The sequence below is a fragment of the Nonomuraea ceibae genome (genome assembly GCF_019396325.1).
GTDB classification, from domain to species: domain Bacteria; phylum Actinomycetota; class Actinomycetes; order Streptosporangiales; family Streptosporangiaceae; genus Nonomuraea; species Nonomuraea ceibae.
Map to the genome: position 1 here is coordinate 17,471 of NZ_JAHKRO010000022.1, position 24,514 is coordinate 41,984.

Genomic DNA, 24,514 nt, shown 5'->3' on the forward strand with positions numbered 1-24,514 from the left:
ACCTGGGGCGGGGTGCTGTCGGCTTGCACTCGACCGGGTAGAGTGCTAAACAATTCGTTGGCACTCTCTGTCGCAGAGTGCCAACCCTGGGATCGAGACGATGGGGTCCGCCGAAGGAGCTGCGGGCCCACATGCCGTCGCGGGCGTCGGCTCGATCGCAGCAGCCACCCTGTGTCTGGGAGGTCTAGCCTTATGGCAGCCAAGATGATCGCGTTTGACGAGGACGCCCGGCGCGGTCTCGAGCGCGGTATGAACCAGCTCGCCGACGCCGTCAAGGTGACCCTGGGGCCCAAGGGCCGCAACGTCGTGCTGGAGAAGAAGTGGGGCGCCCCCACGATCACCAACGACGGTGTCTCCATCGCCAAGGAGATCGAGCTCGAGGACCCGTGGGAGAAGATCGGCGCCGAGCTGGTCAAGGAAGTCGCCAAGAAGACCGACGACGTCGCGGGCGACGGCACCACCACCGCCACCGTGCTCGCCCAGGCGCTCGTCCGTGAGGGCCTGCGCAACGTGGCCGCCGGCGCCAACCCGATGGCCCTGAAGAAGGGCATCGAGGCGGCCGTGGAGCGGGTCAGCGAGGAGCTGTCCAAGCTGGCCAAGGACGTGGAGACCAAGGAGCAGATCGCCTCCACCGCCTCCATCTCCGCCGCCGACCCCGAGATCGGCTCGCTCATCGCCGAGGCGATGGACAAGGTCGGCAAGGAAGGCGTCATCACCGTCGAGGAGAGCAACACCTTCGGCCTCGAGCTCGAGCTCACCGAGGGCATGCGCTTCGACAAGGGCATGACGTCGATGTACTTCGTGACGGACTCCGACCGTATGGAGGCCGTGCTCGAGGACCCGTACATCCTCATCGTCAACTCGAAGGTCTCGGCCAACAAGGACCTGCTGCCCCTGCTCGACAAGGTCGTGCAGTCCGGCAAGCCGCTCCTCATCATCGCCGAGGACATCGAGGGCGAGGCCCTGGCCACCCTCGTGGTCAACAAGATCCGCGGCCTGTTCCGCTCCGTGGCCGTCAAGGCCCCGGGCTTCGGTGACCGCCGCAAGGCCATGCTCGGCGACATCGCCATCCTCACCGGTGGCCAGGTCATCGCCGAGGAGGTCGGTCTCAAGCTCGAGAACGCCACCCTCGACCTGCTCGGCCGCGCCCGCAAGGTCGTCGTCACCAAGGACGAGACCACGATCGTCGACGGCGCCGGTGACGCCGACGCGATCAGCGGCCGCGTGAACGAGATCCGCGCCGAGATCGAGCGCACGGACTCCGACTACGACCGCGAGAAGCTCCAGGAGCGCCTGGCCAAGCTCGCCGGTGGCGTCGCCGTCATCAAGGCGGGCGCGGCCACCGAGGTCGAGCTCAAGGAGCGCAAGCACCGCATCGAGGACGCCGTGCGCAACGCCAAGGCGGCCGTCGAGGAGGGCATCGTCCCCGGTGGTGGCGTGGCGCTGCTGCAGGCCGGCGCCAAGGCCTTCGACAAGCTGGAGCTGACCGGCGACGAGGCCACCGGTGCCGCGATCGTCCGCAAGGCCCTGGAGGAGCCGCTCAAGCAGATCGCGGTCAACGCCGGCCTCGAGGGCGGCGTCGTGGTCGAGCGCGTGCGCAACCTCACCCCGGGTGAGGGCCTCAACGCGGCCACCGGCGAGTACGTCAACATGTTCGAGTCGGGCATCCTCGACCCGGCCAAGGTGACGCGCTCGGCGCTGCAGAACGCCGCCTCCATCGCGGCGCTCTTCCTCACCACCGAGGCCGTCATCGCCGAGAAGCCCGAGAAGACCCCGGCCGCTCCCGCTGGCATGCCCGGCGGCGGCGACATGGACTTCTAGGTCCGATCGCGTTCCACGTGGCGATAGCGTCAGCCCGGTCCGGATTTCCGGCTCGGGCTGATGTGTTTATCGGAGCCGTCCCTAAATAGGGGCGGCTTCTTCTCTTGTGCACGACAAACAGGTCTGATCCACGCCAGCCAGGTTCCGGTCCGGGTGGAACTCTGGGGCAATGAGCGCTTGGGCAGTCATGGAGAAGTTTTACGCCGCCGAGGCCGCGTACGTCGCCGCCGGCGGATTCGGCAAGGCGTCGTACGACGACGTCGCCGTACACCTCGACCCTGAAGTGGTGCTGCACCAGGCGCCGGGATTGCCTTTCACCGGAACGGGAACCTGGCGCGGGCATGACGGGATGGAACGCTTTCTCGCCGCCTTCAGCGAGGTGTGGGAGTCGATGGAATTCCTGGAGCAGGAGCATTGGGGCGACAACAGCACGGTGGTCGTCCGCAACCGGGTCCGCTTCCGCGCCCGCGCCACAGGGCGGGACGTCGACGCCCTGATCATGCAGCTGATCACCGTACGGGACGGGCGCATGCTCGAATGCCGGCCCTTCTACTGGGACCCCCAGGCCATCGCCGACGCCTGCCGTCCGCCTGTGGGGAGCCGTCGTCACCCTGCGGTCTGAGAGGCGGCGCGGGGACCGGGGACCGCCCTCACGCCTGCTTGAAGATCTCGAACATGGCGAAGTAGTTCTCGCTCCCGTGCCCCTCCGCGATCGCCCGTTCGGCGAGCTCCTTCATCAACCGGGGCTGCTCGGAATGGACGCCCTGTTCGGCGCTGGTCCGGAGGATGTGCTCCAGCGCGTTGAAGTTCATCTGCAGCGTCCCCAGATCCCCCGGATACGCCCCTTCGTCCAGGCTCGGCGCCTGCTGGGCGAGCCAGGCGGGGTTGAGCACCGCGGGCATGAACCAGCCCAGCGCGAGCTCGGAGAACTCGGCCGCCGGCACCCCCGCCGAGCCGACCAGCGCGGCGGCGTGCAGGAACCCGTTCACGGTCGCGTACATCATCTCCAGCATGGCGGTGTTGAACAGGACGGCCAGGCCGGGGTCGGCGCCGAGGTGGCGGGGGTCGCCCAGGAGCGCCAGCGTCCCCCGGTGGCGGTCGAAGACGTCCTGCGGCCCGGCGTACAGGAAGACCGACCCGGGCTCGCCGACGAGCGGCGGGGGCACCATGATCGCGCCGTCGAGGTAGCCGACGCCGCGCCCGGCCGCCCAGTCCGCCGTGTCGCGAGCTTCCGCGGGCGTCCCGGAGGTGAGGTTCACCAGCGTGCGGCCCTGGAAGGCGGCACCGGCGGCGTCGAGGACGCGGTGCGTGGTCGGGTAGTCGTTGAGGCACAGGATCGTGACGGGGCTGGCGGCGACGGCCTCGGTGACGGTGGCCGCGCGGCGCGCCCCCTTGGCGGCGAGGGCGTCGGCCTTGCCGGGGGTGCGGTTCCAGACCGTCAGGGTCAGGCCCTTGCCGAGAAGCGTCTCCGCCAGGACCAAGCCCATGGGGCCCAGGCCGACGACGGTGACCGCGGTGCTGTTCTGTCCGGATGGATGCTGTTCTGTCATACACATAGGCTGGACTCTCACATCGGCGTGAGAGTCAACTCGAAGTGGCGGTCGTCACATGCGGATCGGAGAACTGTCGCGGCTCACGGGCGCCAGTGTGCGCTCGTTGCGTTACTACGAGGAACAGGGCCTGCTCCGGCCGTTGCGCCGGCCCAGCGGCTATCGGGAGTATCGCGAGGAGGACGCCGCCACGGTGCGGGGCATCCGGCTCCTGCTCGCCGCCGGGCTCAGCACCACGACGATCGGCGAGGTGCTCCCGTGCATGGTCGACGACGGCGAGATGCTGGCGCCGGCCTGTGGCGGGATGATCCCCGACCTGCTGCGCGAGCGTGAGCGGCTCAGCGCCGCCGCGGCCGACCTCCTTGCCGCCCGTGACCGGCTGGACGCCATCCTCGCGACCACCTCGGCGCTCGATCCCGTGGACCCGTCGGAGTGCGAAGCGATCGCACCGGCCACCTGACCGGGCGTCACCCGGCGGCCCCCAGCACGAGGGACGCGACGGCGAACGCGAGGAAGACCCCCGGGAAGCCGATGTTCCCGAACACCCGTTGCCGGACATGTAGGGCCACCGCCCCCACGAAGAACAGCACGAGCCCCAGAGCGGCGGCGCCCCCCACGAACGGCACCCCCACCAGCCCGAGGAGCAGTCCCACGGCCCCGGCCGCCTTGAGCATGCCCAGCAGCGGTATCCAGGACGGCGAGATGCCGACAGCCGCGGCGTTGGCCAGGACGGTCTCGGCGCGGGCGAAGTCGGCGACGGCGGCCCAGAGGTTGATCACGATCGTGACCACCGTGACGATCACATAGGCGACGTACATTGCCTTTCCCCCTTTCCTCCCGCATCCCAGCCTTGTCCCGCGCCCCCACCGGCGTCCAATACCTGCGTCTATAACCTGGGGGCATGGATGTGGACACGAGGTTGCTGCGCTACTTCGTCGCCGTGGCGGAGGAAGGCAGCCTCACCCGGGCCTCAGCTCGCCTGTACGTGTCGCAGCCGGCGCTGACCAAGCAGATCAAGCAGCTCGAAGCGCTGCTCGGCGCCGAGTTGTTCCATCGTTCCCGGGCCGGGATGTCCCTGACCGAGGCGGGCCGGGCGCTGGCGGAGCGGACGCCCGCCCTGCTGGCCGACTGGGACGTGGCGCTGCGGCGCACCAGGCAGGCGGCCGGCCGGGCGGCCCGCGTGCTGCGGGTGGGCTTCCTGGCCAGCGCCGCCAACGAGGCCACCCAGCGCATCGTGGCGGAGTTCACCCGTGCCAGGCCGGGCTGGCGGGCCGACCTGCGCCAAGCCGCCTGGTCGAACCCGACGGCCGGGCTCGCCACGGGGGACGTCGACGTCGCCCTGCTGCGCCTGCCGTTCCCCGGCCAGGACGCGCTGCGCGTGGAAGTGCTCTTCTCCGAGCCCCGCTGGGTGGCGCTGCCCTCGGCCCATCCGCTGGCTGCCCGCGACGTGATCGCCTTCGAGGAGCTGTGGGACGAGCCGTTCGTGGCGGCTCCGGTGGAAACGGGCCCGTGGCGGGACTACTGGCTGGCGGCGGACGAGCGCGACGGCCACCCGGTGCGCGTCGGCGCCGTCACGGACCAGCCCGACGACTGGCTCAGCGCCATCGCCAACGGCTACGGCGTCGCCCTGGCCCCGGAGTCCGCCGCCCGCTTCTACGCCCGCCCAGGCATCACGTACCGCCCCGTCAGCGGCGTCAGCCCCACCCGCGTGGGCGTCGCCTGGACCCCGGCCGACGACGCCAACCCCGTCGTCCAGGACTTCGTCCGCTGCTGCCTGGCGGTCAGGCGAAGCGACTGCGGATGACCGTCCACACCGGCCATGTCCGTGGGAGGGTGGACAAGAGCCGGCGCCTTCGCCAGATCAGCGCCTTCCCTCTCGGGCGGCTGCTTCGGTGGTCGCGTGCAAGGCCCTGGGACTGCCTGCTCCGCATGTGGCGGGGCATCGCTGGGACGTCCCGATTCGGCCGGCGTTCTGGTGGTTGCGGTAAGTGCGTAACGCTCGGGGGTGCAGGGGGCCGGAGGCCCCTTGCCGGGGGTGCGGGGGCTTGCCCCCGTTTGGACGCGGCCCGAGCCGCCGGCGCGCGAAGCGCGTGGGTCGAGGACCTTGGGGGTGGGGGCCGGAGACCCTGCGGGGCGGTCCGGGCGGTGGGGCGGTCAGGGCAGGGGCTTGACCCAGCGGGACCACTCTGACTGGGGTGAGTAGCCGGCGGCGGACCAGGCCGGGTGGGCGAGGGTGTTGTCGTGCAGCACCATGGCGTCGGCCCGGAAGGCGCCGAAGGCGGTGAAGCGGCGTTCGGCGGCGGCGAGCAGCGCGGTGGCGATGCCCTTGCGGCGGTGGGCCGGGTGGACGGCGAGGCGGTACAGGTGTGCCCGCCAGCCGTCCCAGCCGGCGATGAGGGTGCCCGCGAGCGCGCCGTCGAGCTCGGCGATCAGCAGCGCCTCCGGGTCGCGTTCGAGCAGGGCGGTGACCTTGTCGGGGGAGTCGCGGCGGTCGGTGCCTTCGGCGGCGTGGAGCCAGAAGTCCAGGACGGGCTCCACGTCGCCCGGGCCGCCGAACCGGATGTCCACCCCGAGGTCTCTCATGGTTCGCGAACTTATCAAATGGCCGCGAACCGATCAGAGCCGGTCAGACGCCGTAATGGGCGATGATGTGGCCGCGCGCCAGGGTGTTGGCGGTGATGTTGAAGCCGACCGCGGCGGGGGAGGTGTCGCTGTCGACGCCGAGGCTGTCGACCGACAGCGCGTGCACGGTGAAGACGTAGCGGTGCGGGTCGCCGGGCGGGGGCGCGGCGCCGCCGTACTCCTTGGTGTTGTAGTCGTTGCGGGCGTGGACGGCACCCTGCGGCAGGCCCTTGAACTCGGGGCCGGTGCCGGCGCCGGTGGGCAGCTCGGTCACCGAGGCGGGGATGTCGAACAGCACCCAGTGCCAGAACCCGCTGCCGGTGGGGGCGTCGGGGTCGAAGCAGGTGACGGCGTAGCTCCTGGTGCCGTCGGGGGCGCCGGACCAGCGCAGGGCGGGGGACAGGTTCTGGCCCGTCATGCCCCAGTCGTTGAAGACGTGGAGGTCGTTCAGCCGGTCGCCGTCGGTGATGTCGTCGCTCTGCACGACGAGCGCCGGGGCGGACGGCAGGTGTTCGTGTGGCAGCGGTGCCGGCACGGTTTCCTCCTAGAGGTGATGGCTTTTCCCCGTCATCCTAGGAGCGATCGGCGCCGCTGCCACTGCCCCGCGCGCCGTGTCAGCCGGTGAGCTGGGCGGGCAGGGGTTTGGCGTGCAGGACGGTCAGGGACGTCACGGCACGGGTGAGCACCACGTACAGGCGGGCGAGCCCGCGGGGCTCGGCGTCGACGATGTCGGCGGGCTCGACCACGATCACGTGGTCGTACTCCAGGCCCTTGGCCAGCGTCGCCGGGACGATCAGCAGGCGGTGCTCGTCGGCCGCGTCGGGGTCGAGGACGGCGTGGGCGACGCCGTCGAGCGCGGCGGACGCGGACGCCACCTGCGCGTCGGGGACGATGACGCCGATCGAGCCCTCCTTGGCCAGGGTTTCGGTCACGGCCTGGCGGAGCTCGCCGCTGGGCCGTACCGAGAGTGAGCCGGCGCCGGGGCGCAGGGAGCGGGGGGCGGCCAGGCCGGGGGCGATGGAGGGGAGCAGGCGGGCGGCGTAGTCGAGGACCTCGCGCGGCACGCGGAAGCCGAGCGTCAGCTCGGTGACCTCGCCGGTGTCCTGGCCGAGGTGGCGCAGCACGTCCTCCCAGGAGCTGGTGGACCACGGGGTGGTGCCCTGGGCGAGGTCGCCGAGCACGGTGGCGGAGCCGTTGCGGCAGCGCCGGCCGAGCGCGCGGAGCTGCATCTGCGACAGGTCCTGGGCCTCGTCGACCACCAGGTGGCCGAGTGAGGGCGTGCGTTCGACGAGGTCGGCGAGCTCGTCGAGGAGCGCGGCGTCGGCCGCGGACCATTTCGCGGACTTCCAGCTCCGGTACGGTTTCCGCCAAAGGATCATTTGCTGCTCGTCGGGCGACAAATCGGATTTGGCGGCCTTGGCGAGGAACTCCGCGTCCGACAGCAGCCGATACAGCACCTGCTCCGGCGTCAGCTTCGGCCACACCGCGTCGACGAGCTGCTTGACCGGCTTCGACCGGGCCACCGCGTCCTGCACCCGGTCGTCGGGCGACTCGCCGCGCTGCTCCATCCGTACGAGCACCAGGTGCGCCAGCCGCTGGGCCAGCGCCGCCCGGCCGGGACCGTAGCGGGTGGTGCCGCGCAGCGAGGCGACGATCTCGCGCACCTCGTAGTCGGCCACCCGGTGCCGGTAGGCGCCCTTGGTGAACACCAGGCCCTCTTCGGGCTTGACGATGTGCAGCCACAGGGCGCGTTCGAGGACGGCGGCCATGCGGGCGTCGCCCTTGACGGCGGCGACCAGGGGGTCCTCGGCGGCGGCGTGCTCGCCGAGCAGCCCGGCCACCGTCGTCTGGTCGACCTTGACCTCGCCGAGCGCGGGGAGCACGGAGGAGATGTAGGACAGGAAGGCGCGGTTCGGCCCGACGATCATCACACCGGACCTGGCGAGCCGCTCGCGGTGGGTGAACAGCAGGTAGGCGGCCCGGTGCAGGCCGACCGCGGTCTTCCCGGTGCCGGGGGCGCCCTGCACGCACACGGTCTGGGCGAGCGCGGCGCGGACGATCTCGTCCTGGTCGGGCTGGATCGTGGCCACGATGTCGCGCATCGGGCCGGTGCGGGGGCGTTCGATCTCCTCGGTGAGGATCCTGGAGGGGCCGATGTCGCCGCCCTGGCCGAGCGGCTCGTCCTCGAACGCGGTCAGCGCCCCGCCGTGATAACCGAAGCGGCGCCGCAGCACGACGCCCATCGGGTCGGCCGGGCTCGCCTGGTAGAAGGCCCGCGACACCGGGGCCCGCCAGTCGATCACCAGGGGCCGGCTGCCGCCGTCGTGGACGTGGCGGCGGCCGACGTAGATGGTGGGCGGCAGGTCGTCGTCGGCGCCCCGGTCGAGGCGGCCGAAGAACAGCGGTGTGTCGGGGTGGTCGGCCAGCGCGGCGACCCGCTGGTCGAGCAGCGACTGGAGGATCTGCTGCGACACCCAGTCGCCGGCGGCGTCGGCCGACAGCGACTGCGCGTGGGCCCGCATGGCCTTCAGCGCAGCGCGGGACTCGGCTAGGTGGGCCTGTTCGGCCGCGAGCACGTCGGAGGGTATGTCGGGAGCCAGTTGGTCTGAGGGCATGCGAAAGCGCCTCCCGGTGGTGGTCGGAGGTGGTGGTAACAGGTAGCGAATCCGCCAGTTTAGTGGCCGTGCCGGTGGGCCTCAAAAGCATTTAGCCGGGCGCGCGAGGGGGTAGGAAACCGGCGTGGCGCGCGTCCGGCTCGGCATCTCGCCGATCATTCCCACCGTCGCGAGCTTCCTGCTGGCGGCGCTGTGGGGGCTGTCGGTGTTCGCGGGCTGGGGGCTGCAGGCGTTCTGCTCGGGGACCGAGCTCGCCGCCGACTGCTCGCGCCGGCTCGCCGGGGTGTCCGCGGTGTCGGGGCTGTTCGCCGTCGCCGCCGCGGGCTGCACGCTGGCGGCCTGGCTGGCCGGAGCGGCCCGGCGCGACCCGCGGCTGTTCGGCAGGCTGATGGGAGCGGGGGCCGCGGCGTGGATCGCGGCCGAAGGAGTGCTGTTCCTCGGCGGCCTGCTGCTCCGCACCTAGCTGTAACGAAGCTGGGAAATACCGAAAAATCCGGGCATACCAGGTGCGTTTGTCGGATCATCAGGGTATGTCGCTGCCGGACTGGCAGCGCCGATGAGAGGACGCAGTGAGGGGGGTGGTTCGATTGTCGACGGCCCGCGGAGTCTCGTGGACGTGAGGCACTAGACCTGGCCTGGCCGCTCTTACGGAGCGGCCGGGCTCACACCCCGCCCAGCACGTCGTCGGCGTCGATGATCTGGTACGCGTATCCCTGCTCGGCCAGGAACCGCTGACGATGCGCCGCGAACTCCTGGTCGACCGTGTCACGGCTCACCACCGTGTAGAAGCGCGCGCCGCCCCCGTCGGACTTGGGCCGCAGCACCCGCCCGAGCCGCTGCGCCTCCTCCTGGCGCGACCCGAACGTGCCCGACACCTGGATGGCCACCGCCGCCTCCGGCAGGTCGATGGAGAAGTTGGCCACCTTCGACACCACCAGGACCTGGATCTCCTTGTCGCGGAACGCCTGGTAGAGCCGTTCGCGCTCCTTGATCCGCGTCTCGCCCTTGATGACCGGCGCGTTCAGGTGCTCGCCCAGCTCGTCGAGCTGGTCGATGTACTGGCCGATGACCAGCACCTGCTCGCCCAGGTGCCGCCGGACCAGCGCCTCCGTCACGTGCGTCTTGGACGGCGTCGTCGCGCAGAACCGGTAGCGCTCCTCCGCCTCGGCCATCGCGTACGCCAGCCGCTCCTCGTCGCTCAGCGTGACCCGCACCTCGACGCAGTCGGCCGGGGCGATCCAGCCCTGGTTCTCCATCTCCTTCCAGGGCGCGTCGTAGCGCTTGGGGCCGATCAGCGAGAACACGTCGCCCTCGCGGCCGTCCTCGCGCACCAGCGTCGCCGTCAGGCCGACGCGGCGGCGGGCCTGCAGGTCGGCGGTCATCCGGAAGATCGGCGCGGGCAGCAGGTGCACCTCGTCGTAGACGATCAGCCCCCAGTCGCGGGCGTCGAACAGCTCCAGGTGGCTGTAGACGCCTTTGCGCCGGGTCGTCATCACCTGGTAGGTGGCGATCGTGACCGGGCGGATCTCCTTCTTCGAGCCGGAGTATTCGCCGATCTCGTCCTCGGTCAGCGAGGTGCGCTTGAGCAGCTCCTGCTTCCACTGGTGGGCGCTGACCGTGTTGGTGACCAGGATGAGCGTCGTCGCCTGGGCGTGGGCCATCGCGGCCGCGCCGACGATCGTCTTGCCCGCGCCGCACGGCAGCACGACCACGCCGGAGCCGCCGTGCCAGAACGCGTCGGCCGCCTCCTGCTGGTAGGGGCGCAGCGACCAGCCGTCCTGCGCGAGCTTGATCGTGTGGTGCTCGCCGTCGACGTAACCGGCCAGGTCCTCGGCCGGCCAGCCCAGCTTGAGCAGCGCCTGCTTGACGTTGCCCCGGTCGCTCGGGTGCACGACGACGGAGTCGCCGCCCAGCCGCTCGCCCAGCATCGGCTGGATCTTCTTCGAGCGCAGCACCTCTTCGAGCACGGCCCGGTCGGTCGAGGTCAGCACCAGGCCGTTGACCGGGTCCTTCTCCAGGCGCAGCCGGCCGTAGCGGGCCATGGTCTCGGCGATGTCGACCAGCAGGGCGTGCGGCACCGGGTAGCGGCTGTGGCTGATCAGCGCGTCGATGACCTGCTCGGCGTCGTGCCCGGCGGCACGCGCGTTCCACAGCGCCAGCGGCGTCACGCGGTAGGTGTGGACGTGCTCGGGCGCCCGTTCGAGCTCGGCGAACGGCGCGATGGCCTTCCGGCACGCGTCGGCCTTCTCGTGGTCGACTTCGAGCAGCAGCGTCTTGTCGGACTGGACGATGAGCGGGCCGTCGTTCACCAGCATCCCTTCTACGGTTGACGCCTATCCAACACGCGCGAAGGCCAATACAGTCCCCGGACTGGCTAGTCGTCCTCTAGATAGCCGTTGACGCCGAGGAAGACGAACAGGCCGACGGTCAGCACGAACCCGGCCCCGAACAGCACCCAGCTCCACACGACCATGGACCGGGCGGACTCGGGGGAGGCCGAGGCCCGCATCGACAGGCCGGCCAGGATCGCGCCGGGGATGCCGAGCAGGTTGCAGCAGCTCACCACGGCCAGCAGGTTGAGGACGAGGGAGACGATCGCGTTGGCGCTGGGCTGGTTGCGCGGAGGCGGCGGTGGATAGCCGTAGCCATAGCCATAGCCGTATTCGGGAGGTGGCTGCGAGCCGTAGTCTGCGCCGTAGGGCTGGTACGGATAGCCGCCGGGCTGATCCTGCTGGCTCATGCCACCTCCTGTCCGGTCAACATTTATCACGGATTGGTCAGGTGCCCTGCCCGAATGCGGGCCCTCAGGGCCTTGCGGTCCAGCTTGAGCACGCTGGTGACGGGGATGGCGTCGACGAACGTGATCTCGCGCGGATACTTGACCCGGCCGACCCGGTCGCGGGCCCAGGTGATCAGCTCGTCGGCGGTCGCCGTCGCGCCCGGCCCGAGCTGGACGAAGGCCACGACCTCCTCGCCGTGGCGCGGGTCCGGCCGGCCGACGACGCCGGACATGACCACGTCGGGGTGGGCGTTCAGGGCGTCCTCGACGTCGCGCGGGAAGACGTTGAAGCCGCCCCGGATGATCAGGTCCTTCTTCCGGTCGACCACGTACAGGTAGCCGTCGTCGTCCACGCAGCCGAGGTCGCCGGTGCGCAGCTCGCCGCCGGCCAGCGCGGTGCCGTCGGGGTCGGGCTCGTGCTCGCCCCAGTAGCCGAGCATCAGCGCCTCGCCGGCCACGCAGATCTCGCCCACGTCGCCGGGCTCGACGGCCTCGCCGTCCGTGTCGCGGATCGTGATCGTGTAGCCGGGCAGGGGCAGCCCGGCGCTGCCGGCCTTGGGCCGGTCCGGCGGGTTGAAGGTGGTGACGGCGCTGGTCTCGGTCAGCCCGTAGCCCTCCAGGACGCGCACGCCGGGCATCCGGCGCTCGAACTCCGCCAGCGTCTCGCGGCCGAGCGGCGCCGCGCCGCAGGTGAGGAAGGCCAGGTCGGGCAGCGGGTGCTCCTCCAGCGGCTCGGCCAGCAGCATCCGCAGCATGGCGGGCACCACGGTGCCGTACTGCACGCGCTCCTCTGCGGCCAGCCGCAGGAACAGCCCAGGGTCGAACCAGCGCATGAGCACGGCCTGGGGCGGCTCGGTGGCGTGCATCCCGGCGACGGTGACGATCAGCCCGTAGGCGTGGGAGAGCGGGACGGGGACGATGGCGCGGTTGATCCCGGGCTGGTGTGACATGTCGTAGGAAGCCTTGGCCACCTGCCACAGGCCCGCGTGGCTGAGCATCACGCCCTTGGCCCGGCCGGTGGTGCCGCCCGTGTACATGAGCGCGGCGAGGTCTCCGGGGTCGCGCCGCACCGGCCCGTGCTCGGCCGCGCGTTCGAGCTCGGCGGTGCCGACATGGATGGGTACGTCCACCTCGGCTGCCTCGACGGTGGGCAGGAGCTCGGGGGAGGTGACGATCGCGCGGGCGCCGCTGTCGCGCACGATGTGGCGCAGCTCGGCGGCTCCGACGAGGAACACGACCGGCGTCACCACCGCCCCGGCGGCCCACAGCGCCTGGCAGACGACGGGCACGTCGGGCGAGGTGGCCATCATGACGACGACCCGGTCGCCGGGCCGGATCCCGGCCGCCACTAAGCCGCCGCAGACCTTCCTGGCCCGCTCGGCCAGGCTGTGGCTGCGGTGCCAGTTCCCCTCGTAGAACAGCGAGTCGTAGTCCTCGAACCGGTTCCAGGACTCTTCGGCCAACCGGCCCAGCGTTTGCTCGGTCACAGGTCCCAACTTGCTGCGCGCCTCGGCATGGAGTCAACCCTGTCCGCATCGACCGGACGGCTTTCCTGACTGGTCATTGTGGAGTGCGGTCCGCCTGCCCTTAAATAAGCATAAATCCGCCTCTGGCGTGATTCCTGTGCCCAGTGGGGGCCCGATCCACTTTTGAGGTGACTTATGGGGATAATGTGGCGCAGGTAGGCAACTCTGTACTTGTCAAACCCTGACTGTCCCGAGCAAGGGAGAGCATGATCGACATGGTCCAGCACCCATCCGCCGCCGAAGGTGCCTGGTCACGCCCCTCCGACGGGAAACCGGAACAATCCGTTGGCCCGCGATTACTGACGAAGGAAAATTACACCGCCGCACCGGTCGCGACTTTCCGTGAAAGTTCCAGAGGTGTCCAGTGACGAACGACACCGAACCCCGCCAGGGCGAAACGACGCTCGCCGACGGATTCCCGCCGCTCACAGACGTGACGGCCGCCCGGCTGACGCCCTGCGACGTGGCGCACCTGCTGCGCACCTACCTGGAGCCCGCCTGCTTCCCGCCCGCGGTGCGCCGCCTGGCCGAACGCCACCTCCTCGCGCTGGTCGGCCCCGAGGCGACCGGCAGGCGGCTGGGCGCCATCGCCCTGTTGTCGCGGATGCCGCTGGCCGAGGGCAGCATCACCATCCTGTCGCCCGCCACGACCGTGCCCGACCTGCTCGCGCGGATGCCGTTCGACCCCGGCCGCGCCTACCTGCTGCCCGACTGGCCGCACGCCGGGCAGCCGCTCACCCCGCTGGCCCGCGCCCTGGCCGAGATCGGCGCGTATCTCGTCGTCACCCACACACACCCCACCGACCTGCAGCATCCCTGGGCGCCGCCGCCGGGAGGCGACCTCTACGACCTCTGCCTGGCGACCTTCGGCACGCCGCCGCACCGATGCGCGGCCGACCTCGCGGCGGGCCGTGACCACGCCGCCACCCTCACCTCACCGGCCGCCATCGTCGCGCTCGCGACCCAGGTGACCCGCCTGGACACCCCGATCGCCGAGCTCGTCCCCGCCGGGCCGGCCGACGTCAGATCCCCGAGACCCCGGTGATCCGGTGCAGCGCGAACCGGTGCACCGCCGCCCTCGTCTCGTCGTAGGCGGTCAGATAGCCGCCCTCCATGCGCGCCGGCTCCAGGATGCGGGAGGTCGCGTTGCCCTGGGAGTCGAGGTAGCCGATCCACACCCGCACGCCCTGCCGGATCGCGTCCTGGAGGGCGGAGATCGTCGCCGTGGCCGGGGTGCGGGGGAGCTGGCCGCCGGGGGAGTCGACGGGCTCGCGGCGCGCCAGGTGGGCCGCGTCACCGGCGCGCAGGGCGCGGACGGCCGCCACCGCCACCTCGGGGTCGAGGCCGTTGGGTGAGCTCAGCGGGCGGACGGGCGGGCCGCCCTCGGTGCGCCGGCTGTCGAGCTGGGTGATGATCACGTCGCCGTCGAGCGACTCGGGGACCGGCGCGTACCCCATGGCGCGCAGCGAGTCGACCAGGGCCGCCCGCGACGAGCGGGAGGCGATCACGGTGGGCGCCAGGCGGCGCAGCCGCAGGGCGGCCGAGCGGCGGTCGGCGGTGAGCTGGTCGAGCAGCGCCGGGTCGTCACAGCGGACGTACGCGCTGGCCGTGCCGACCCGCATCCGCCCGTGCCGCCGGGCCACGTCGGTCACCAGGTAGGACAGCGCCTGCGGGACCGGGGTGGCGGAGTGGCGTTCGAGCATGGCCAGCAGATCCTCGGCCGCCTGCCCGGCGTCCAGGGCCCGCCGGATGGAGCTCTCGGCGAACCGGTAGACCGTCGCGCCGCCCTTGGACTCGACGTCGGCGGCGAGCGTCATCCACCGGTTGAGCTCGCTGGTGAGCGGGCCGGGGGCGACGGCGGTGAGGTCGGCCTGGAGCAGCACGTGGTCGACCGGCTCGGGCAGCAGCGGGGCCAGCGCCGAGGCGGGGTCGTCGCCGGTGAGCAGGGCCCGGCCGTGGCCGGACAGCGCGCCCAGCCCGGTCAGCCCGAGCTGCTCGGCCTCGCGCAGCGCGAACTCGGTGAGCTGCTCGCGCAGCGGCCCCCGGCGGCGCGGCTGCTCCCAGGCGAGGCGTTCGAGCACGGAGTCGCGCGAGGGCGCCAGGCCGGGCGCGGCGGCGAGCACGCCGAGCGTGGCGGCCCGTACGGCCGGGGCCGACGAGCGGCGCAGATCGGTGTGCAGGGCGTTGAGCGGCCGGTCCCGGTCGTCGCGCTCGCCGACGAGGCCGGGCACCCGGTCCATGTGCAGCCAGGTCGAGGCCAGCGTCACCCACCGTTCGGCGGTGCCCCTGACCCGCCACAGGTCGTAGCCGGGCGTGGGCAGCCACTCGCCGTCGACGTTGCCGCCCGCCGCGACCAGCCCGGCCGCGTGGGCGACCTCCACGACCAGCGCCGCCGCCCACTCGGGCAGGTCGAGCTCGGTGGCGGTGCGCTTCATGTCACGCACGCCGAGGCCGCCGGTGCGCAGCACGCCCGGCGGGTCGATGCTCCACCGCTCGCACAGCTCCTCGACCGCCCGGACGAACATGAACGCCTGCCCGGCCGCGGTGCCGTCGCTCAGCTTCGGGTCACGGGCGGCGCCGTCGAGCGCGGGCGGCACGGCCAGCAGGTCGCGGTGCACGCGCCCGCCGCGCAGGTAGAGGCCCACCTCGCGGGGCAGGACCACGCTCTCCTCGCCGGTCGCCGCCAGCAGGCCGCGCGCCAGCAACTGCTCGATGGGCGAGCGGGCCGAGCCGATGCGCACCTCGCGCCTGGCGTTGGGCACCCGGCCGGTCGGCGGCCCCCAGGCGAGCTGGTCGAGCGCGGCCCTGGCCTCCGGCGAGACGGCCTCGACCAGGGCGGCGGGCTCGGCCAGCACGGCGGCCAGCCGCTCGCGGCCCGGCCCCTCGGTGCCGGGCGCGATGTCGTCGGCCATCTCGTCGAGCTGCTCCGGCGGATGGTGCCGGAACGCCGCCTCGGCCGTCGGACCCAGCCCGGCCGGGTCGTCGAGCGCCTTGCGCACGCCCGGGGCCAGGTCGAGCGCCGAGTCGGGCCCGTACACGAGTGCCAGGCCGCGCAGGTGGTCGAGCGCGGCGGTCAGCGCGGGCTCGGGCTTGCCCGCCGCCAGCGCGCCGCCGATCAGCTCGCGCAGCGCCGTCTTCCTGATCGGGCCCGGTTGTACGGCGAGCGTCTCGACGACGGCGAGCCGGAACCGGTCGAGCCGGTCGAGCACCCTGGCGATCGCCGACGGGCTGCCCGCCCGGGAGGCCAGACCCTCCAGGTGGGCCGGCACCGGGGTGATCAGCTCGGGGCGCGCTGACACCAGCGCCCGCAGCTCCTCGTCGGAACGCCCCCTGATCCACTCCGTGAACTCCATCGTTGCCATGGTATGTCCCTGCTCGTTGAGGCAGCATTGCTTGGCGTGATGGAGCGAGCGGACCAGCTCATACTCAACTACGTCAGCAAGGCCGCTGACGCGGCGTACGGCGTGCTGAGGCCGGAGCAGCGGCTCGACTTCACCAGGCGGCTGCGCGCCCGCATCGAGGAGGAGCGCGGCGGCAGCCAGAACGCCCGCGACGTGGCCAGGGTGCTGGCCCGGTTCGGCGATCCGGCGGCGCTGGTGGAGCGCGAGGCGCGCCGCCTGGCGGACGCCTCCGCGCCGTCCCCGGCCTCGCCTGGAGCGGGTACGGGAGCCGCGCGGTCCGGCACGACGGCGGCCTTCCCCAGGGCCGTGGACGACGCCGTGCCGCCGGGCGTGGCGCACTACCGGCGCGCGGCCAGGACCGTGACCAGGACCGTGGTCAAGGACCGTCCGCGCGAGGCCGCCGCCCTGGTGGTCCTGGTGGTGGCCGCGCTGCTGGTGCCGTTCGACCTGCCGGCCGTCGCGATCTTCCGGCCGCCGGCGATCGCCTGGGGGGTGGCGGCGGCGCTGGTGATGTCCAGCGAGACCTGGACGCTGCGCGACCGGCTGATCGGCGCCGGTGCGCCGATGCTCGGCTACACGGCGGGCGGCGTGGTCGTGGGCGGCCTGCGGGTCGGCGACCGGCCGGGGCTGGAGGCGTTCGTGCGGGAGTTCTTCAACACCAGCGGGATCATGTTCATGATCGGCGCCGGGGCGGGGGTGTGCTGGCTGTTCCTCCGGCTGCTCGACCGCGACTGAGCCTCAGGTGACGGGCGCGGGGGTGGGCGTCAGGCCCGCCGCCAGCCGCACCCAGGCCGCGACGAACTGGTCCTTCTCGGCATGGCCCGGCGTCTCGCCCACCGTCTCCTGGAACAGCCGGTACTGCACGACCGACCCGCCCAGGACGGCGGCGATGCCCGCCCAGTCGAGCTTGACGTCGCGATACTCCGGCTGGGTCTCGAACCAGCTGACGATCGCGTCGAACATCGGCTGCAACAGCCCCTGCCGCACCACCGCCACCAGCTCGGGGAACTGGCTGAGGTCGCGGAAGAAGACCCGGGTCAGCTCCGACTCCTCGCGCACCTTGGCCAGCCCCGCCCGGCACAGCAGCGACAGCCGCTCCTCCAGGCCGGCCGAGGACTCCATGCCGTTCAGCTCGGCCAGGCTCTCGGCGATCTGGCCGCTCGTCCTGGCCGCGTGCTCGTTGATCGCCGCGGCCAGCACCTCGTACTTGGACTTGAAGTGCCGGTAGAGGCCGCCCGCGCCGGGGGAGAGCCCGGCGGCGGCCTCGATCTCGGCGACGGACGTGGCGGCGTAGCCGCGCTCGGCGAACAGCCGCAACGACTCGTCGATGATCCGCTCACGCGTGCTCGTGGCCATCTGTTTCCCGCTACCTCCGGCAGATAAGTAATTCCTTTCCTACGGTCCCACAACAACCGCCGTTACACGTATCACCCCGTTCTTTGGCATCCTTCACATGTGGCGACATCGGTGGGTTTTGATCTGGACATGACACTGGCTGATACGCGAGCGGGGATCGCGGCGGTCTACGACGAGCTCTCCTCGCGGCTCGGCGTCCCGATCGACAGCGCGTTGGTCGTCACGCGGCTCGGCCCGCCGCTCGAACAGGAGCTGGCCTACTGGCTGCCGCCGGAGGAGATCCCGGCCGCGGCCGACCTCTACCGGGAGATCTACCAGGACGTCGGCGTGCCCTCGCACGTGGCGATGGAAGGGGCGCACGAGGCGATCGAGAGCGTGCGCGCGGGCGGCGGCCGCGTCATCGTGGTGACCGGCAAGAACGAGCGCGACGCCACCAGCACCGTGCGGCACCTCGGGCTGGACGTCGACGAGGTGGCCGGTTCCGTCTTCGGCGCGGCCAAGGGAACGGCGCTCGCGAGGTTCGGCGCGGCGGCTTATGTTGGTGACCATGTGGCGGACATCGCGGCGGCGCGGGCCGGAGGCGCGTTCAGCGTCACGGTCGCGACCGGCCCCTACAGCGCGGGAGAGCTGCGCGAGCACGGCGCCGATGTCGCCCTGGGCGACCTGACGGAATTCGCCACCTGGTTCGCCGGATGGCGCCCGCACGCCGAACTCGTGTAATTCATCGGCATTTACCCGGTCGCCCCGTCGCTCTACGGGGCATAACCTACGTCCATCCCTATCACGACTGTTTGAACGAGGTCCTCCTGTGCCGAGTGGCAAGGTCAAGTGGTACGACGCCGACAAGGGTTTCGGCTTCCTCACCCGCGACGACGGCGGTGAGGTCTTCGTGCATTCCTCCGCGCTTCCTGCCAATGCCGGGCCACTCAAGCCGGGGCAGAAAGTCGAGTTCGGCGTCGCCGAGGGCCGCCGCGGTCAGCAGGCGCTCTCGGTGCGCATTCTCGACCAGCCGCCGACCCTGGCCAAGACCAAGCCCAAGGGCAAGCGCAAGAAGCCGGACGAGATGGTGGTCATCGTCGAGGACCTGATCAAGTTGCTCGACGGCGTGTCCACCTCCTACCAGCGTGGCAAGCATCCCGAGGCGGCCCACGCCAAGAAGATCGCGCAGGTGTTGCGGGCGGTCGCCGACGACCTGGACGCCTAGCCGTTCGGGTTCGTCAGCGGCTTGGTCCTGTCGAGCGGCTCGGTCCGCGGCTCCGGCTCGGGATGCCGGACCCGGACCGCCCGCTTGGCGGCCCGGACGCGGCGGCGCCGGGTCACCACCAGCCAGCCGAGCACGGCGGTCAGCGTCACGGCCAGCGTGACCAGGCCCGCCGTGCTGCTCTCGGTCAGCGACAGGACCAGCCCCACCAGCCCGCCGAACACCCAGGCGAGCTGCAGCATCGCCTCGACCACGCCGAACGTGGACGAGCGCATCTCCTCGCCGATCTCCCGCTGCACGATCGCGTCGAGGGCCAGCTTGCCCAGCTCCTGGGCGAACGCGGTGACCAGCGAGATCGCGACCGCCGCCCACAGGCCGAAGAACACCGCCGACACGATCATGGTGACCACCGTCAGCGCCAGCGTGACGAGCACGAGCGCGCCCGGAGCGTGGTTGCGCGCCCAGTTGGCCACCACCGCCCCGATCAGGCCGCCCAGCCCGGCCGCCGCCGCCAGCACCGCGATCGTCTTCGGCACGTCGAAGAACGGGTCGGGCTCCGCCAGCCACGGCACCCCGCCGTCCTGCACCAGGAACAGCAGGAAGAACAGCAGGAACCCGGAGAACAGCCGGATGGCCACGTTCGCCCACACGGCCTCGGCCACCGCCGGGCCCACGTTGAACAGCGTCCGCCAGCGCGGCGCCCGGCCCTCCGCCGGCGTCTCCTCCTCCAGGTCCGGCGAATCCACGTGGCGCGGCAGCCGTACGGCGAAGACCCCCGCCACCAGGAACGCGACCATCGCCACCCGCAGGATCGCGGCGCTGCCCAGCCACGCGGTCAGGCCCGCGCCGACCGGCACCATCACGCCCGCCGTCACCAGCGAGAACAGCGCCACCCGCGCGTTGGCCGAGACGAGCGTGATGTCGGCGGGCAGCACGCTCGGCATGATCGCCGCGCGGGACACGTTGTAGGCCTTCGACAGCACGAGCACGCCCAGCGCCCCGGCGAACAGCGTCGGCAGGTCCTGCGGGCCCACCGCCGCCGCCATCGCGAAGCACAGCAGCCCGCGGCCGAACAGCGTGCCGGCCATCACGTAGCGGCGGCCGGACCTGAAGCGGTCCAGGATCGGCCCCACGAACGGCGCCAGCAGCGCGAACGGCAGCATCGTGATGACCAGGTAGAGGGCGACGGGCCCGCGCGCCTCGCCGACCGGGAGCCCGAAGAACACGGTGCTGGCCAGCGCGACCGTGACGAGCGTGTCACCCGCGCTGTGCCCGGCGGTGAGCTCGATCAGGCGGCCCAGGCCGGTGCGGTCGGCGCCGTTGGCGTGGGTGAGCCGCCGGGTGGCCCGGCCGACCTTGCGCGCCCCGCCCGCGGTGGCCCGGCCGGCTCGCGCGGTGCCGCCCGCGGTCGCCTTCGCGGCGCGCGCGGTCGCACGGCCCGCGCCGGCGACGCCGCGCCCCACGCGCCGCGAGATCTCCCGTGCTCGCTCCCAGCCTCCCTCCACGCCTACCAGTCTTACCCGATTCCTTGGCGATCTCCGCGCCGGATCCCCTCCACAAGGGTCCCCTCCCACCCGCTCGGGGTCCTGGTGGGCGCGGAACTCGTGCCCGGATCCGCGTCAGTCGGCCCCGAGAGGTCCGGGCATGGGTGAGAATGAAGTGTGAGCGAACAGCACCTTTCGGCGGAGGCGGGCCGATGACCCGTGCCAGGACCCGCGTCTCCGCCCCCGACCAGGCCTGTGTCGCCGCCGTCGATCTGGCGCGCACCGCGGCCGAGGAGCTGGCGCGTCCGGGCGAGCCGGGCGAGCACCTCGGTTTCGAGAGCGAGGGCGACCGGATCGTCACCCATTACTTCGCCTGCCTCGACCGCGCCTATCGGGGCTGGCGCTGGGCCGTGACCGTCACCCGCGCCTCGCGGGCGAAGAAGGTCACGGTCAGCGAGGCCGTCCTGCTGCCCGGCGCCGGCGCGCTGCTGGCGCCCGAGTGGCTGCCGTGGAGCGAGCGGCTGCGGCCCGGCGACCTCGGCGTGGGCGACCTGCTGCCGACCGCCGAGGACGACGACAGGCTGGAGCCGGGCTTCACCGAGACCGACGACGACGTCGAACACCAGATGATTTTCGAGTACGGCCTGGGCCGGGCACGTGTGCTCTCGGCCGTCGGCAAGGACCGGGCGGCCAGACGCTGGCACTCGGGCGAGCACGGGCCGCACACTCCGATCGCACACGCCGCGCCCGCGCAGTGCTCCACCTGCGGCTTCTACTGGCCGCTCGCGGGTGGGCTCCGGCGCACGTTCGGGGTGTGCGCCAATGAGTACGCGCCCGACGACGGCAAGGTGGTGGCCGCCGACCACGGCTGCGGCGCTCATTCCGAGGCCGCGGTCATGCCGCCGCCCGTGGAGCAGGCCACGCCCATCCTCGACGACCTGGGCTACGACCTGATGGAGGAAGAGGCCGGCTCGGTCGACGAATCCGCCTCCGAGGAGCTCGGTCACTCCTGATCGTTTCTGGCGGGGAGTGTCGGCGCGGGCCGCTAGCCTACGGTGGCCCCCAACTCTCTACCCCGGGATCGTGATCGATGACCGACACCTTTGGCGCCGACCGGATGCGAGCCGCCGTGCTCGCCGCGTGGACGGCCTCGCCCGCCAGGTTCCGCGAGGACGCCAACGCCGAGGAGGACTTCGCCCTCGGCGGCTACCGCGACCGGCTGATCGTGGAGCTGGCGCAGAACGCCGCCGACGCGGCGCTGCGGGCAGGCGTGCCAGGGGTGCTCCGGCTGACGTTGCGCGGCAGCGTGCTGACGGCCGCCAACACCGGCGCGCCGCTGGACGCGACCGGCGTGGAGGGCCTGTCCACGCTGCGCGTCTCCGGCAAGCGTGACGAGGCGGGCGCGGCCGGTCGGTTCGGCGTCGGGTTCGCCGCCGTGGTGTCCGTCTGCGACGAGCCCGCCATCGGCTCGCGTGAGACGGGCGCCGTCCGTTGGTCGCGCGCCGAGACGGCCGCGCTGGTGGGCGCGGTGCCGGAGCTCGCGGGCGAGCTCGCCTCGCGCTCCGGGCACGTGCCGCTGCTGCGCCTGCCGTTCGCCGCCGACCCGCTCGACGTCCCCGAGGGCTTCGACACGCTCGTACGGCTCCCGCTGCGTGACGAGGCGTCGGCCGTGGCGGTGCGCCGCATGCTGGAGGAGACGAGCCCGGCGCTCCCGCTCGGCATGCCGGCCCTGGCGGCCATCGAGATCGACCTCGACGGCACGGTCCGGACGGTGTCGGCCGACGGCTGGCACGTGGTGTCCGATTCCGGTGAGTTCGGCCCTGACGAGGTGGCCGAGCTGTTCGCCGACCGTCCCACCGAGGAGCGGGCCCGGCCGTTCTGGTCGGTTCGCTGGGCGGTGCCGCTCACGGCCGGCGGCGAGCCCGCCGCGCCGCCCGCGACGGTGCCCCCGGTCGTGCACGCGCCCACGCCCAGCGACGAGCCGCTCGACCTGCCGGCGCTGCTCATCGCGTCGTTCCCGATGGCCACCGACCGGCGTCACGTGGCGCCGGGGCCGCTGACCGACTTCCTGGTCGAGCGGGTCGCCGACGCCTACGTCCGGCTGATGCGCGAGCTGCCGCGCACCCCGAAGCTGCTCGACCTGGTGCCCGCGCTGATGGGCAAGGGCGAGCTCGACGCCCGCATCCGGCGGGCCGTGCTGCGGCGGCTGCCTGGCACGCCGCTGCTGCCCGCGCTGTCCGCCCCGGCGCCCGCCGTGCAGACGCCGTCGTTCGCCGACGCCGAGGTCTACGAGCCCGACGCCGAGTGGCAGGTCGAGCACCCGGCGCAGGAGCCCGGCGCCGACGGCTGGGTGGTCGCGGGCAAGGAGGCCGCCGTGGTCGCCGGGTCCGGCGAGCTGCTGGCGGCCGTCGCCGACTTCGTGCCCGGGCTGCTGCCCGCCGGCTGGCCCGCCCGCCATCCGGCGATGGCCTCGCTCGGCGTGCGCCGCGTGGAGCTCGCCGACGTGGTCGACCTGCTGTCGGGCGAGGCCGTCGAGGGCAGGGAGCCGTCGTGGTGGCGCTCCCTCTACGACGTGCTGCCGGCCGACGACCCCGAGTCGCTCGGCGCTCTGCCCGTCCCGCTGACTGACGGCCGCCTGGTGCGCGGCCCACGCGGCACGCTCATCCTGGAGCCCGGCTCCGTACGCCTCGACGCGGGGCTGGACCTGGCGCCGCTCGGGCTGCGGATCGTGCACCCCGACGCCGCGCACCCGGTGCTGCTGCGGCTGGGCGCGGCCGAGGCGAGCCCGCGCACCATCCTCGAAGACCCGCTCACCAAGGCCGCCGTCGGCCAGTCGCTCGACAGCCCCGACCCGGAGCCGGTGGCGCGTGCCGTGCTGTCGCTGGTCGAGGCCGCCGGGCTGGCTCCCGGCGAGGCGCCGTGGCTGGGCGCGCTGGCGCTGCGCGGCGCTGACGGCGAGCTCTACCCGGCCGGTGAGCTGATGCTGTCCGGCGGCGCGCTGGCCGGGCTGCTGGAGCCCGACACGCATCTCGGCGTGGCCGCGGGCGAGCTGGAGGAGACCTACGGGCCGCGCGTGCTGGCCGCCGCCGGGGTGCTCGACGGGTTCGCCGTCGTGCACGACTCCGACGTGCTGCTCGACCACGACGACTGCGACCACGACCTGGACGGCGAGGACGAATGGCTCGACCACGTCCTCGACCTGCTCCCCGAGCTGGACGTGCCGCCGGTGGTGCCGGAGTTCGCCGCCGTGCGCGACCTGGAGCTGGTGGCCGACTGGCCGGCCGCGCTGACGCTGCTGACCAGGCCGCCGCTGCGCGCTGCGCTCCACCCGCTGCGCGTCGAGGGCGTCGAGGTGCCCTCCTACACCGCGTGGTGGCTGGCGGGCCACCCGGTGCTCGGCGGGCGCAAGCCGCGCGAGCTGCGGCTGCCGGGCGCCGACCCGCTGCTCCAGGGCCTCTACGGTGACGCGCCCGCCGGGCTGGACGAAGGCGCGCTGGCGATGCTCGGCGTGCGCACCACGCTGGCCGAGCTGCTCGACTCCCACGGCGGCCCGGAGGAGCTGCTCGACCTGATGGCCGACGAGTCCATCGTGGTCGACCGGGCCCAGTTGCGGGCGCTGTGGGTCGCGCTGGCGGGGGTCGAGCCGTCCCGGGTGGCGCCGCCGCCGAGGCTGCGGGCGGTGCTCGGCGGCGACATCGTGGTGGCCGACGCCGAGGACGTCGTCGTGGTCGAGGCCCCCGACCTGCTCCAGCTGGTGACCCGTCATCCGCTGGTGCTGGCCCCGTACGACCTGGCCGAGTCGCTGTCGGAGCTGCTCGACCTGCCGCTCGCCGGCGAGCTGACCTCCGGCGAGGTCACCTCGTCCGGAGAGACGCGGCCGGTGCCGCCGCAGGTGCGCTCCCTGCTGCCGACGGCGCCCGAGACGTACGTCGAGCACGAGAAGCTGCTGGTCGACGGCGCGGAGTGCACGTGGCGCTTCTTCGAGGGCACCGTCCACTGCACCGGCGTCGACGGGCTGGCCCGCGGCCTCGCCTGGGCCACCGGCCAGTGGAACGACCGCCTCGCCGTGGCCGCGCTGCTCCGCGACCCGGCCGCCGTTCCTCTGCTGCTGGCGGAGGCGGATCTGTCGTAGCCGGAAAGTTTTTCCGGGTAGGTGTCC

General features: G+C 72.5%; 22 protein-coding genes. 11 read left to right on the forward strand and 11 right to left on the reverse strand.

The annotated features are described in order from the left end of the window. The first annotated feature begins 192 nt into the window (after window positions 1–192). Both groL and KME80_RS16870 read left to right on the forward strand, forming a co-directional pair. Window positions 193–1,821 carry a chaperonin GroEL gene (groL, locus tag KME80_RS16865; protein WP_219506245.1) on the forward strand — a complete coding sequence of 543 codons (1,629 nt, stop codon included), beginning with the start codon at window positions 193–195 and terminating at the stop codon, window positions 1,819–1,821. Between the two features lie 187 nt (window positions 1,822–2,008). After that, on the forward strand, window positions 2,009–2,443 hold the full coding sequence (locus KME80_RS16870) for a nuclear transport factor 2 family protein (RefSeq protein WP_246645085.1): 435 nt from the start codon (window positions 2,009–2,011) through the stop codon (window positions 2,441–2,443). 28 nt (window positions 2,444–2,471) lie between these two features. Here KME80_RS16870 and KME80_RS16875 read toward each other — a convergent pair whose 3' ends face one another. Beyond that, a complete protein-coding gene (locus KME80_RS16875; RefSeq protein ID WP_219506248.1) occupies window positions 2,472–3,371 on the reverse strand; it encodes an NAD(P)-dependent oxidoreductase in 900 nt (299 codons plus the stop codon). Between the two features lie 58 nt (window positions 3,372–3,429). Between KME80_RS16875 and KME80_RS16880 the strand changes: the two genes are divergently transcribed. After that, window positions 3,430–3,831 carry a MerR family transcriptional regulator gene (locus KME80_RS16880; protein WP_219506250.1) on the forward strand — a complete coding sequence of 134 codons (402 nt, stop codon included), beginning with the start codon at window positions 3,430–3,432 and terminating at the stop codon, window positions 3,829–3,831. Between the two features lie 7 nt (window positions 3,832–3,838). On the opposite strand, the gene KME80_RS16885 is transcribed toward KME80_RS16880, so the two are convergent. After that, window positions 3,839–4,189, reverse strand: coding sequence for a DoxX family protein (locus KME80_RS16885; protein ID WP_219506252.1), 351 nt, complete (start codon window positions 4,187–4,189; stop codon window positions 3,839–3,841). Window positions 4,190–4,272: 83 nt separating this feature from the next. Between KME80_RS16885 and KME80_RS16890 the strand changes: the two genes are divergently transcribed. Beyond that, the gene (locus tag KME80_RS16890; RefSeq protein ID WP_219506254.1) at window positions 4,273–5,175 is read left to right on the forward strand and encodes a LysR family transcriptional regulator; all 903 of its coding nucleotides are present in this window, start codon (window positions 4,273–4,275) and stop codon (window positions 5,173–5,175) included. 350 nt (window positions 5,176–5,525) lie between these two features. On the opposite strand, the gene KME80_RS16895 is transcribed toward KME80_RS16890, so the two are convergent. The 3 genes from KME80_RS16895 to KME80_RS16905 form a co-directional block, all read right to left on the reverse strand. Continuing rightward, complete coding sequence (locus KME80_RS16895) at window positions 5,526–5,954, reverse strand: GNAT family N-acetyltransferase (RefSeq protein WP_219506256.1); 429 nt, start codon at window positions 5,952–5,954, stop codon at window positions 5,526–5,528. A gap of 43 nt (window positions 5,955–5,997) precedes the next feature. After that, a complete protein-coding gene (locus tag KME80_RS16900; protein WP_219506258.1) occupies window positions 5,998–6,528 on the reverse strand; it encodes a YbhB/YbcL family Raf kinase inhibitor-like protein in 531 nt (176 codons plus the stop codon). 79 nt (window positions 6,529–6,607) lie between these two features. Beyond that, window positions 6,608–8,608 (reverse strand): HelD family protein, encoded by a 2,001-nt coding sequence (locus tag KME80_RS16905; protein ID WP_219506260.1) that lies wholly within the window; start codon window positions 8,606–8,608, stop codon window positions 6,608–6,610. Window positions 8,609–8,732: 124 nt separating this feature from the next. Here KME80_RS16905 and KME80_RS16910 point away from each other — a divergent pair, with 124 nt between their 5' ends. Beyond that, a complete protein-coding gene (locus KME80_RS16910) occupies window positions 8,733–9,071 on the forward strand; it encodes a hypothetical protein (RefSeq protein ID WP_219506262.1) in 339 nt (112 codons plus the stop codon). 199 nt (window positions 9,072–9,270) lie between these two features. Here the strand turns inward: KME80_RS16910 and KME80_RS16915 are convergent, their stop codons facing one another. From KME80_RS16915 to KME80_RS16925, 3 genes are read right to left on the reverse strand one after another with little or no spacing between them, the layout of a single operon-like run. After that, complete coding sequence (locus KME80_RS16915; protein ID WP_219506264.1) at window positions 9,271–10,923, reverse strand: DNA repair helicase XPB; 1,653 nt, start codon at window positions 10,921–10,923, stop codon at window positions 9,271–9,273. Between the two features lie 59 nt (window positions 10,924–10,982). Next, window positions 10,983–11,348 carry a hypothetical protein gene (locus KME80_RS16920; protein ID WP_219506267.1) on the reverse strand — a complete coding sequence of 122 codons (366 nt, stop codon included), beginning with the start codon at window positions 11,346–11,348 and terminating at the stop codon, window positions 10,983–10,985. A 26-nt stretch (window positions 11,349–11,374) separates the two neighbouring features. Then, window positions 11,375–12,874 (reverse strand): class I adenylate-forming enzyme family protein, encoded by a 1,500-nt coding sequence (locus KME80_RS16925; RefSeq protein ID WP_219506268.1) that lies wholly within the window; start codon window positions 12,872–12,874, stop codon window positions 11,375–11,377. Between the two features lie 403 nt (window positions 12,875–13,277). Between KME80_RS16925 and KME80_RS16930 the strand changes: the two genes are divergently transcribed. Next, window positions 13,278–13,958 carry a hypothetical protein gene (locus tag KME80_RS16930; protein WP_219506271.1) on the forward strand — a complete coding sequence of 227 codons (681 nt, stop codon included), beginning with the start codon at window positions 13,278–13,280 and terminating at the stop codon, window positions 13,956–13,958. Here KME80_RS16930 and KME80_RS16935 read toward each other — a convergent pair. Next, window positions 13,936–16,266, reverse strand: a complete 2,331-nt coding sequence (locus KME80_RS16935) for a helicase C-terminal domain-containing protein (protein WP_219506273.1) — start codon at window positions 16,264–16,266, stop codon at window positions 13,936–13,938. The genes KME80_RS16930 and KME80_RS16935 overlap by 23 nt on opposite strands. Before the next feature lie 45 nt (window positions 16,267–16,311). Between KME80_RS16935 and KME80_RS16940 the strand changes: the two genes are divergently transcribed. Further along, on the forward strand, window positions 16,312–17,049 hold the full coding sequence (locus tag KME80_RS16940) for a hypothetical protein (RefSeq protein ID WP_219506274.1): 738 nt from the start codon (window positions 16,312–16,314) through the stop codon (window positions 17,047–17,049). A 3-nt stretch (window positions 17,050–17,052) separates the two neighbouring features. Here the strand turns inward: KME80_RS16940 and KME80_RS16945 are convergent, their stop codons facing one another. Next, entirely contained in the window at window positions 17,053–17,670 is a 618-nt protein-coding gene (locus KME80_RS16945; protein ID WP_219506276.1) for a TetR/AcrR family transcriptional regulator, read from the reverse strand. 111 nt (window positions 17,671–17,781) lie between these two features. Here KME80_RS16945 and KME80_RS16950 point away from each other — a divergent pair, with 111 nt between their 5' ends. Continuing rightward, window positions 17,782–18,390, forward strand: a complete 609-nt coding sequence (locus KME80_RS16950) for an HAD family hydrolase (RefSeq protein WP_308125796.1) — start codon at window positions 17,782–17,784, stop codon at window positions 18,388–18,390. A gap of 88 nt (window positions 18,391–18,478) precedes the next feature. Continuing rightward, window positions 18,479–18,874, forward strand: coding sequence for a cold-shock protein (locus KME80_RS16955; RefSeq protein WP_219506279.1), 396 nt, complete (start codon window positions 18,479–18,481; stop codon window positions 18,872–18,874). Here KME80_RS16955 and KME80_RS16960 read toward each other — a convergent pair. Continuing rightward, the gene (locus KME80_RS16960; RefSeq protein WP_219506281.1) at window positions 18,871–20,376 is read right to left on the reverse strand and encodes an MFS transporter; all 1,506 of its coding nucleotides are present in this window, start codon (window positions 20,374–20,376) and stop codon (window positions 18,871–18,873) included. The genes KME80_RS16955 and KME80_RS16960 overlap by 4 nt on opposite strands. A 191-nt stretch (window positions 20,377–20,567) precedes the next feature. On the opposite strand from KME80_RS16960, the gene KME80_RS16965 reads away from it, so the two are divergent. After that, window positions 20,568–21,368 carry a DUF3027 domain-containing protein gene (locus tag KME80_RS16965; protein ID WP_219506284.1) on the forward strand — a complete coding sequence of 267 codons (801 nt, stop codon included), beginning with the start codon at window positions 20,568–20,570 and terminating at the stop codon, window positions 21,366–21,368. A 77-nt stretch (window positions 21,369–21,445) separates the two neighbouring features. Beyond that, window positions 21,446–24,487: a sacsin N-terminal ATP-binding-like domain-containing protein gene (locus KME80_RS16970; protein WP_219506285.1), complete on the forward strand. Its 3,042-nt coding sequence runs from the start codon at window positions 21,446–21,448 to the stop codon at window positions 24,485–24,487. Window positions 24,488–24,514: the final 27 nt, after the last annotated feature.

Excerpts from the sequence above, each read along its gene's own strand:
- groL (WP_219506245.1), top strand. The coding sequence starts at position 193 with ATGGCAGCCAAGATGATCGCGTTTGACGAGGACGCCCGGCGCGGTCTC.
- KME80_RS16970 (WP_219506285.1), top strand. The coding sequence starts at position 21,446 with ATGACCGACACCTTTGGCGCCGACCGGATGCGAGCCGCCGTGCTCGCC.
- KME80_RS16965 (WP_219506284.1), top strand. The coding sequence starts at position 20,568 with ATGACCCGTGCCAGGACCCGCGTCTCCGCCCCCGACCAGGCCTGTGTC.
- KME80_RS16895 (WP_219506256.1), bottom strand. The coding sequence starts at position 5,954 with ATGAGAGACCTCGGGGTGGACATCCGGTTCGGCGGCCCGGGCGACGTG.
- KME80_RS16935 (WP_219506273.1), bottom strand. The coding sequence starts at position 16,266 with ATGGAGTTCACGGAGTGGATCAGGGGGCGTTCCGACGAGGAGCTGCGG.
- KME80_RS16905 (WP_219506260.1), bottom strand. The coding sequence starts at position 8,608 with ATGCCCTCAGACCAACTGGCTCCCGACATACCCTCCGACGTGCTCGCG.
- KME80_RS16945 (WP_219506276.1), bottom strand. The coding sequence starts at position 17,670 with ATGGCCACGAGCACGCGTGAGCGGATCATCGACGAGTCGTTGCGGCTG.
- KME80_RS16915 (WP_219506264.1), bottom strand. The coding sequence starts at position 10,923 with ATGCTGGTGAACGACGGCCCGCTCATCGTCCAGTCCGACAAGACGCTG.
- KME80_RS16890 (WP_219506254.1), top strand. The coding sequence starts at position 4,273 with ATGGATGTGGACACGAGGTTGCTGCGCTACTTCGTCGCCGTGGCGGAG.
- KME80_RS16920 (WP_219506267.1), bottom strand. The coding sequence starts at position 11,348 with ATGAGCCAGCAGGATCAGCCCGGCGGCTATCCGTACCAGCCCTACGGC.
- KME80_RS16885 (WP_219506252.1), bottom strand. The coding sequence starts at position 4,189 with ATGTACGTCGCCTATGTGATCGTCACGGTGGTCACGATCGTGATCAAC.
- KME80_RS16875 (WP_219506248.1), bottom strand. The coding sequence starts at position 3,371 with ATGACAGAACAGCATCCATCCGGACAGAACAGCACCGCGGTCACCGTC.
- KME80_RS16880 (WP_219506250.1), top strand. The coding sequence starts at position 3,430 with ATGCGGATCGGAGAACTGTCGCGGCTCACGGGCGCCAGTGTGCGCTCG.
- KME80_RS16870 (WP_246645085.1), top strand. The coding sequence starts at position 2,009 with ATGGAGAAGTTTTACGCCGCCGAGGCCGCGTACGTCGCCGCCGGCGGA.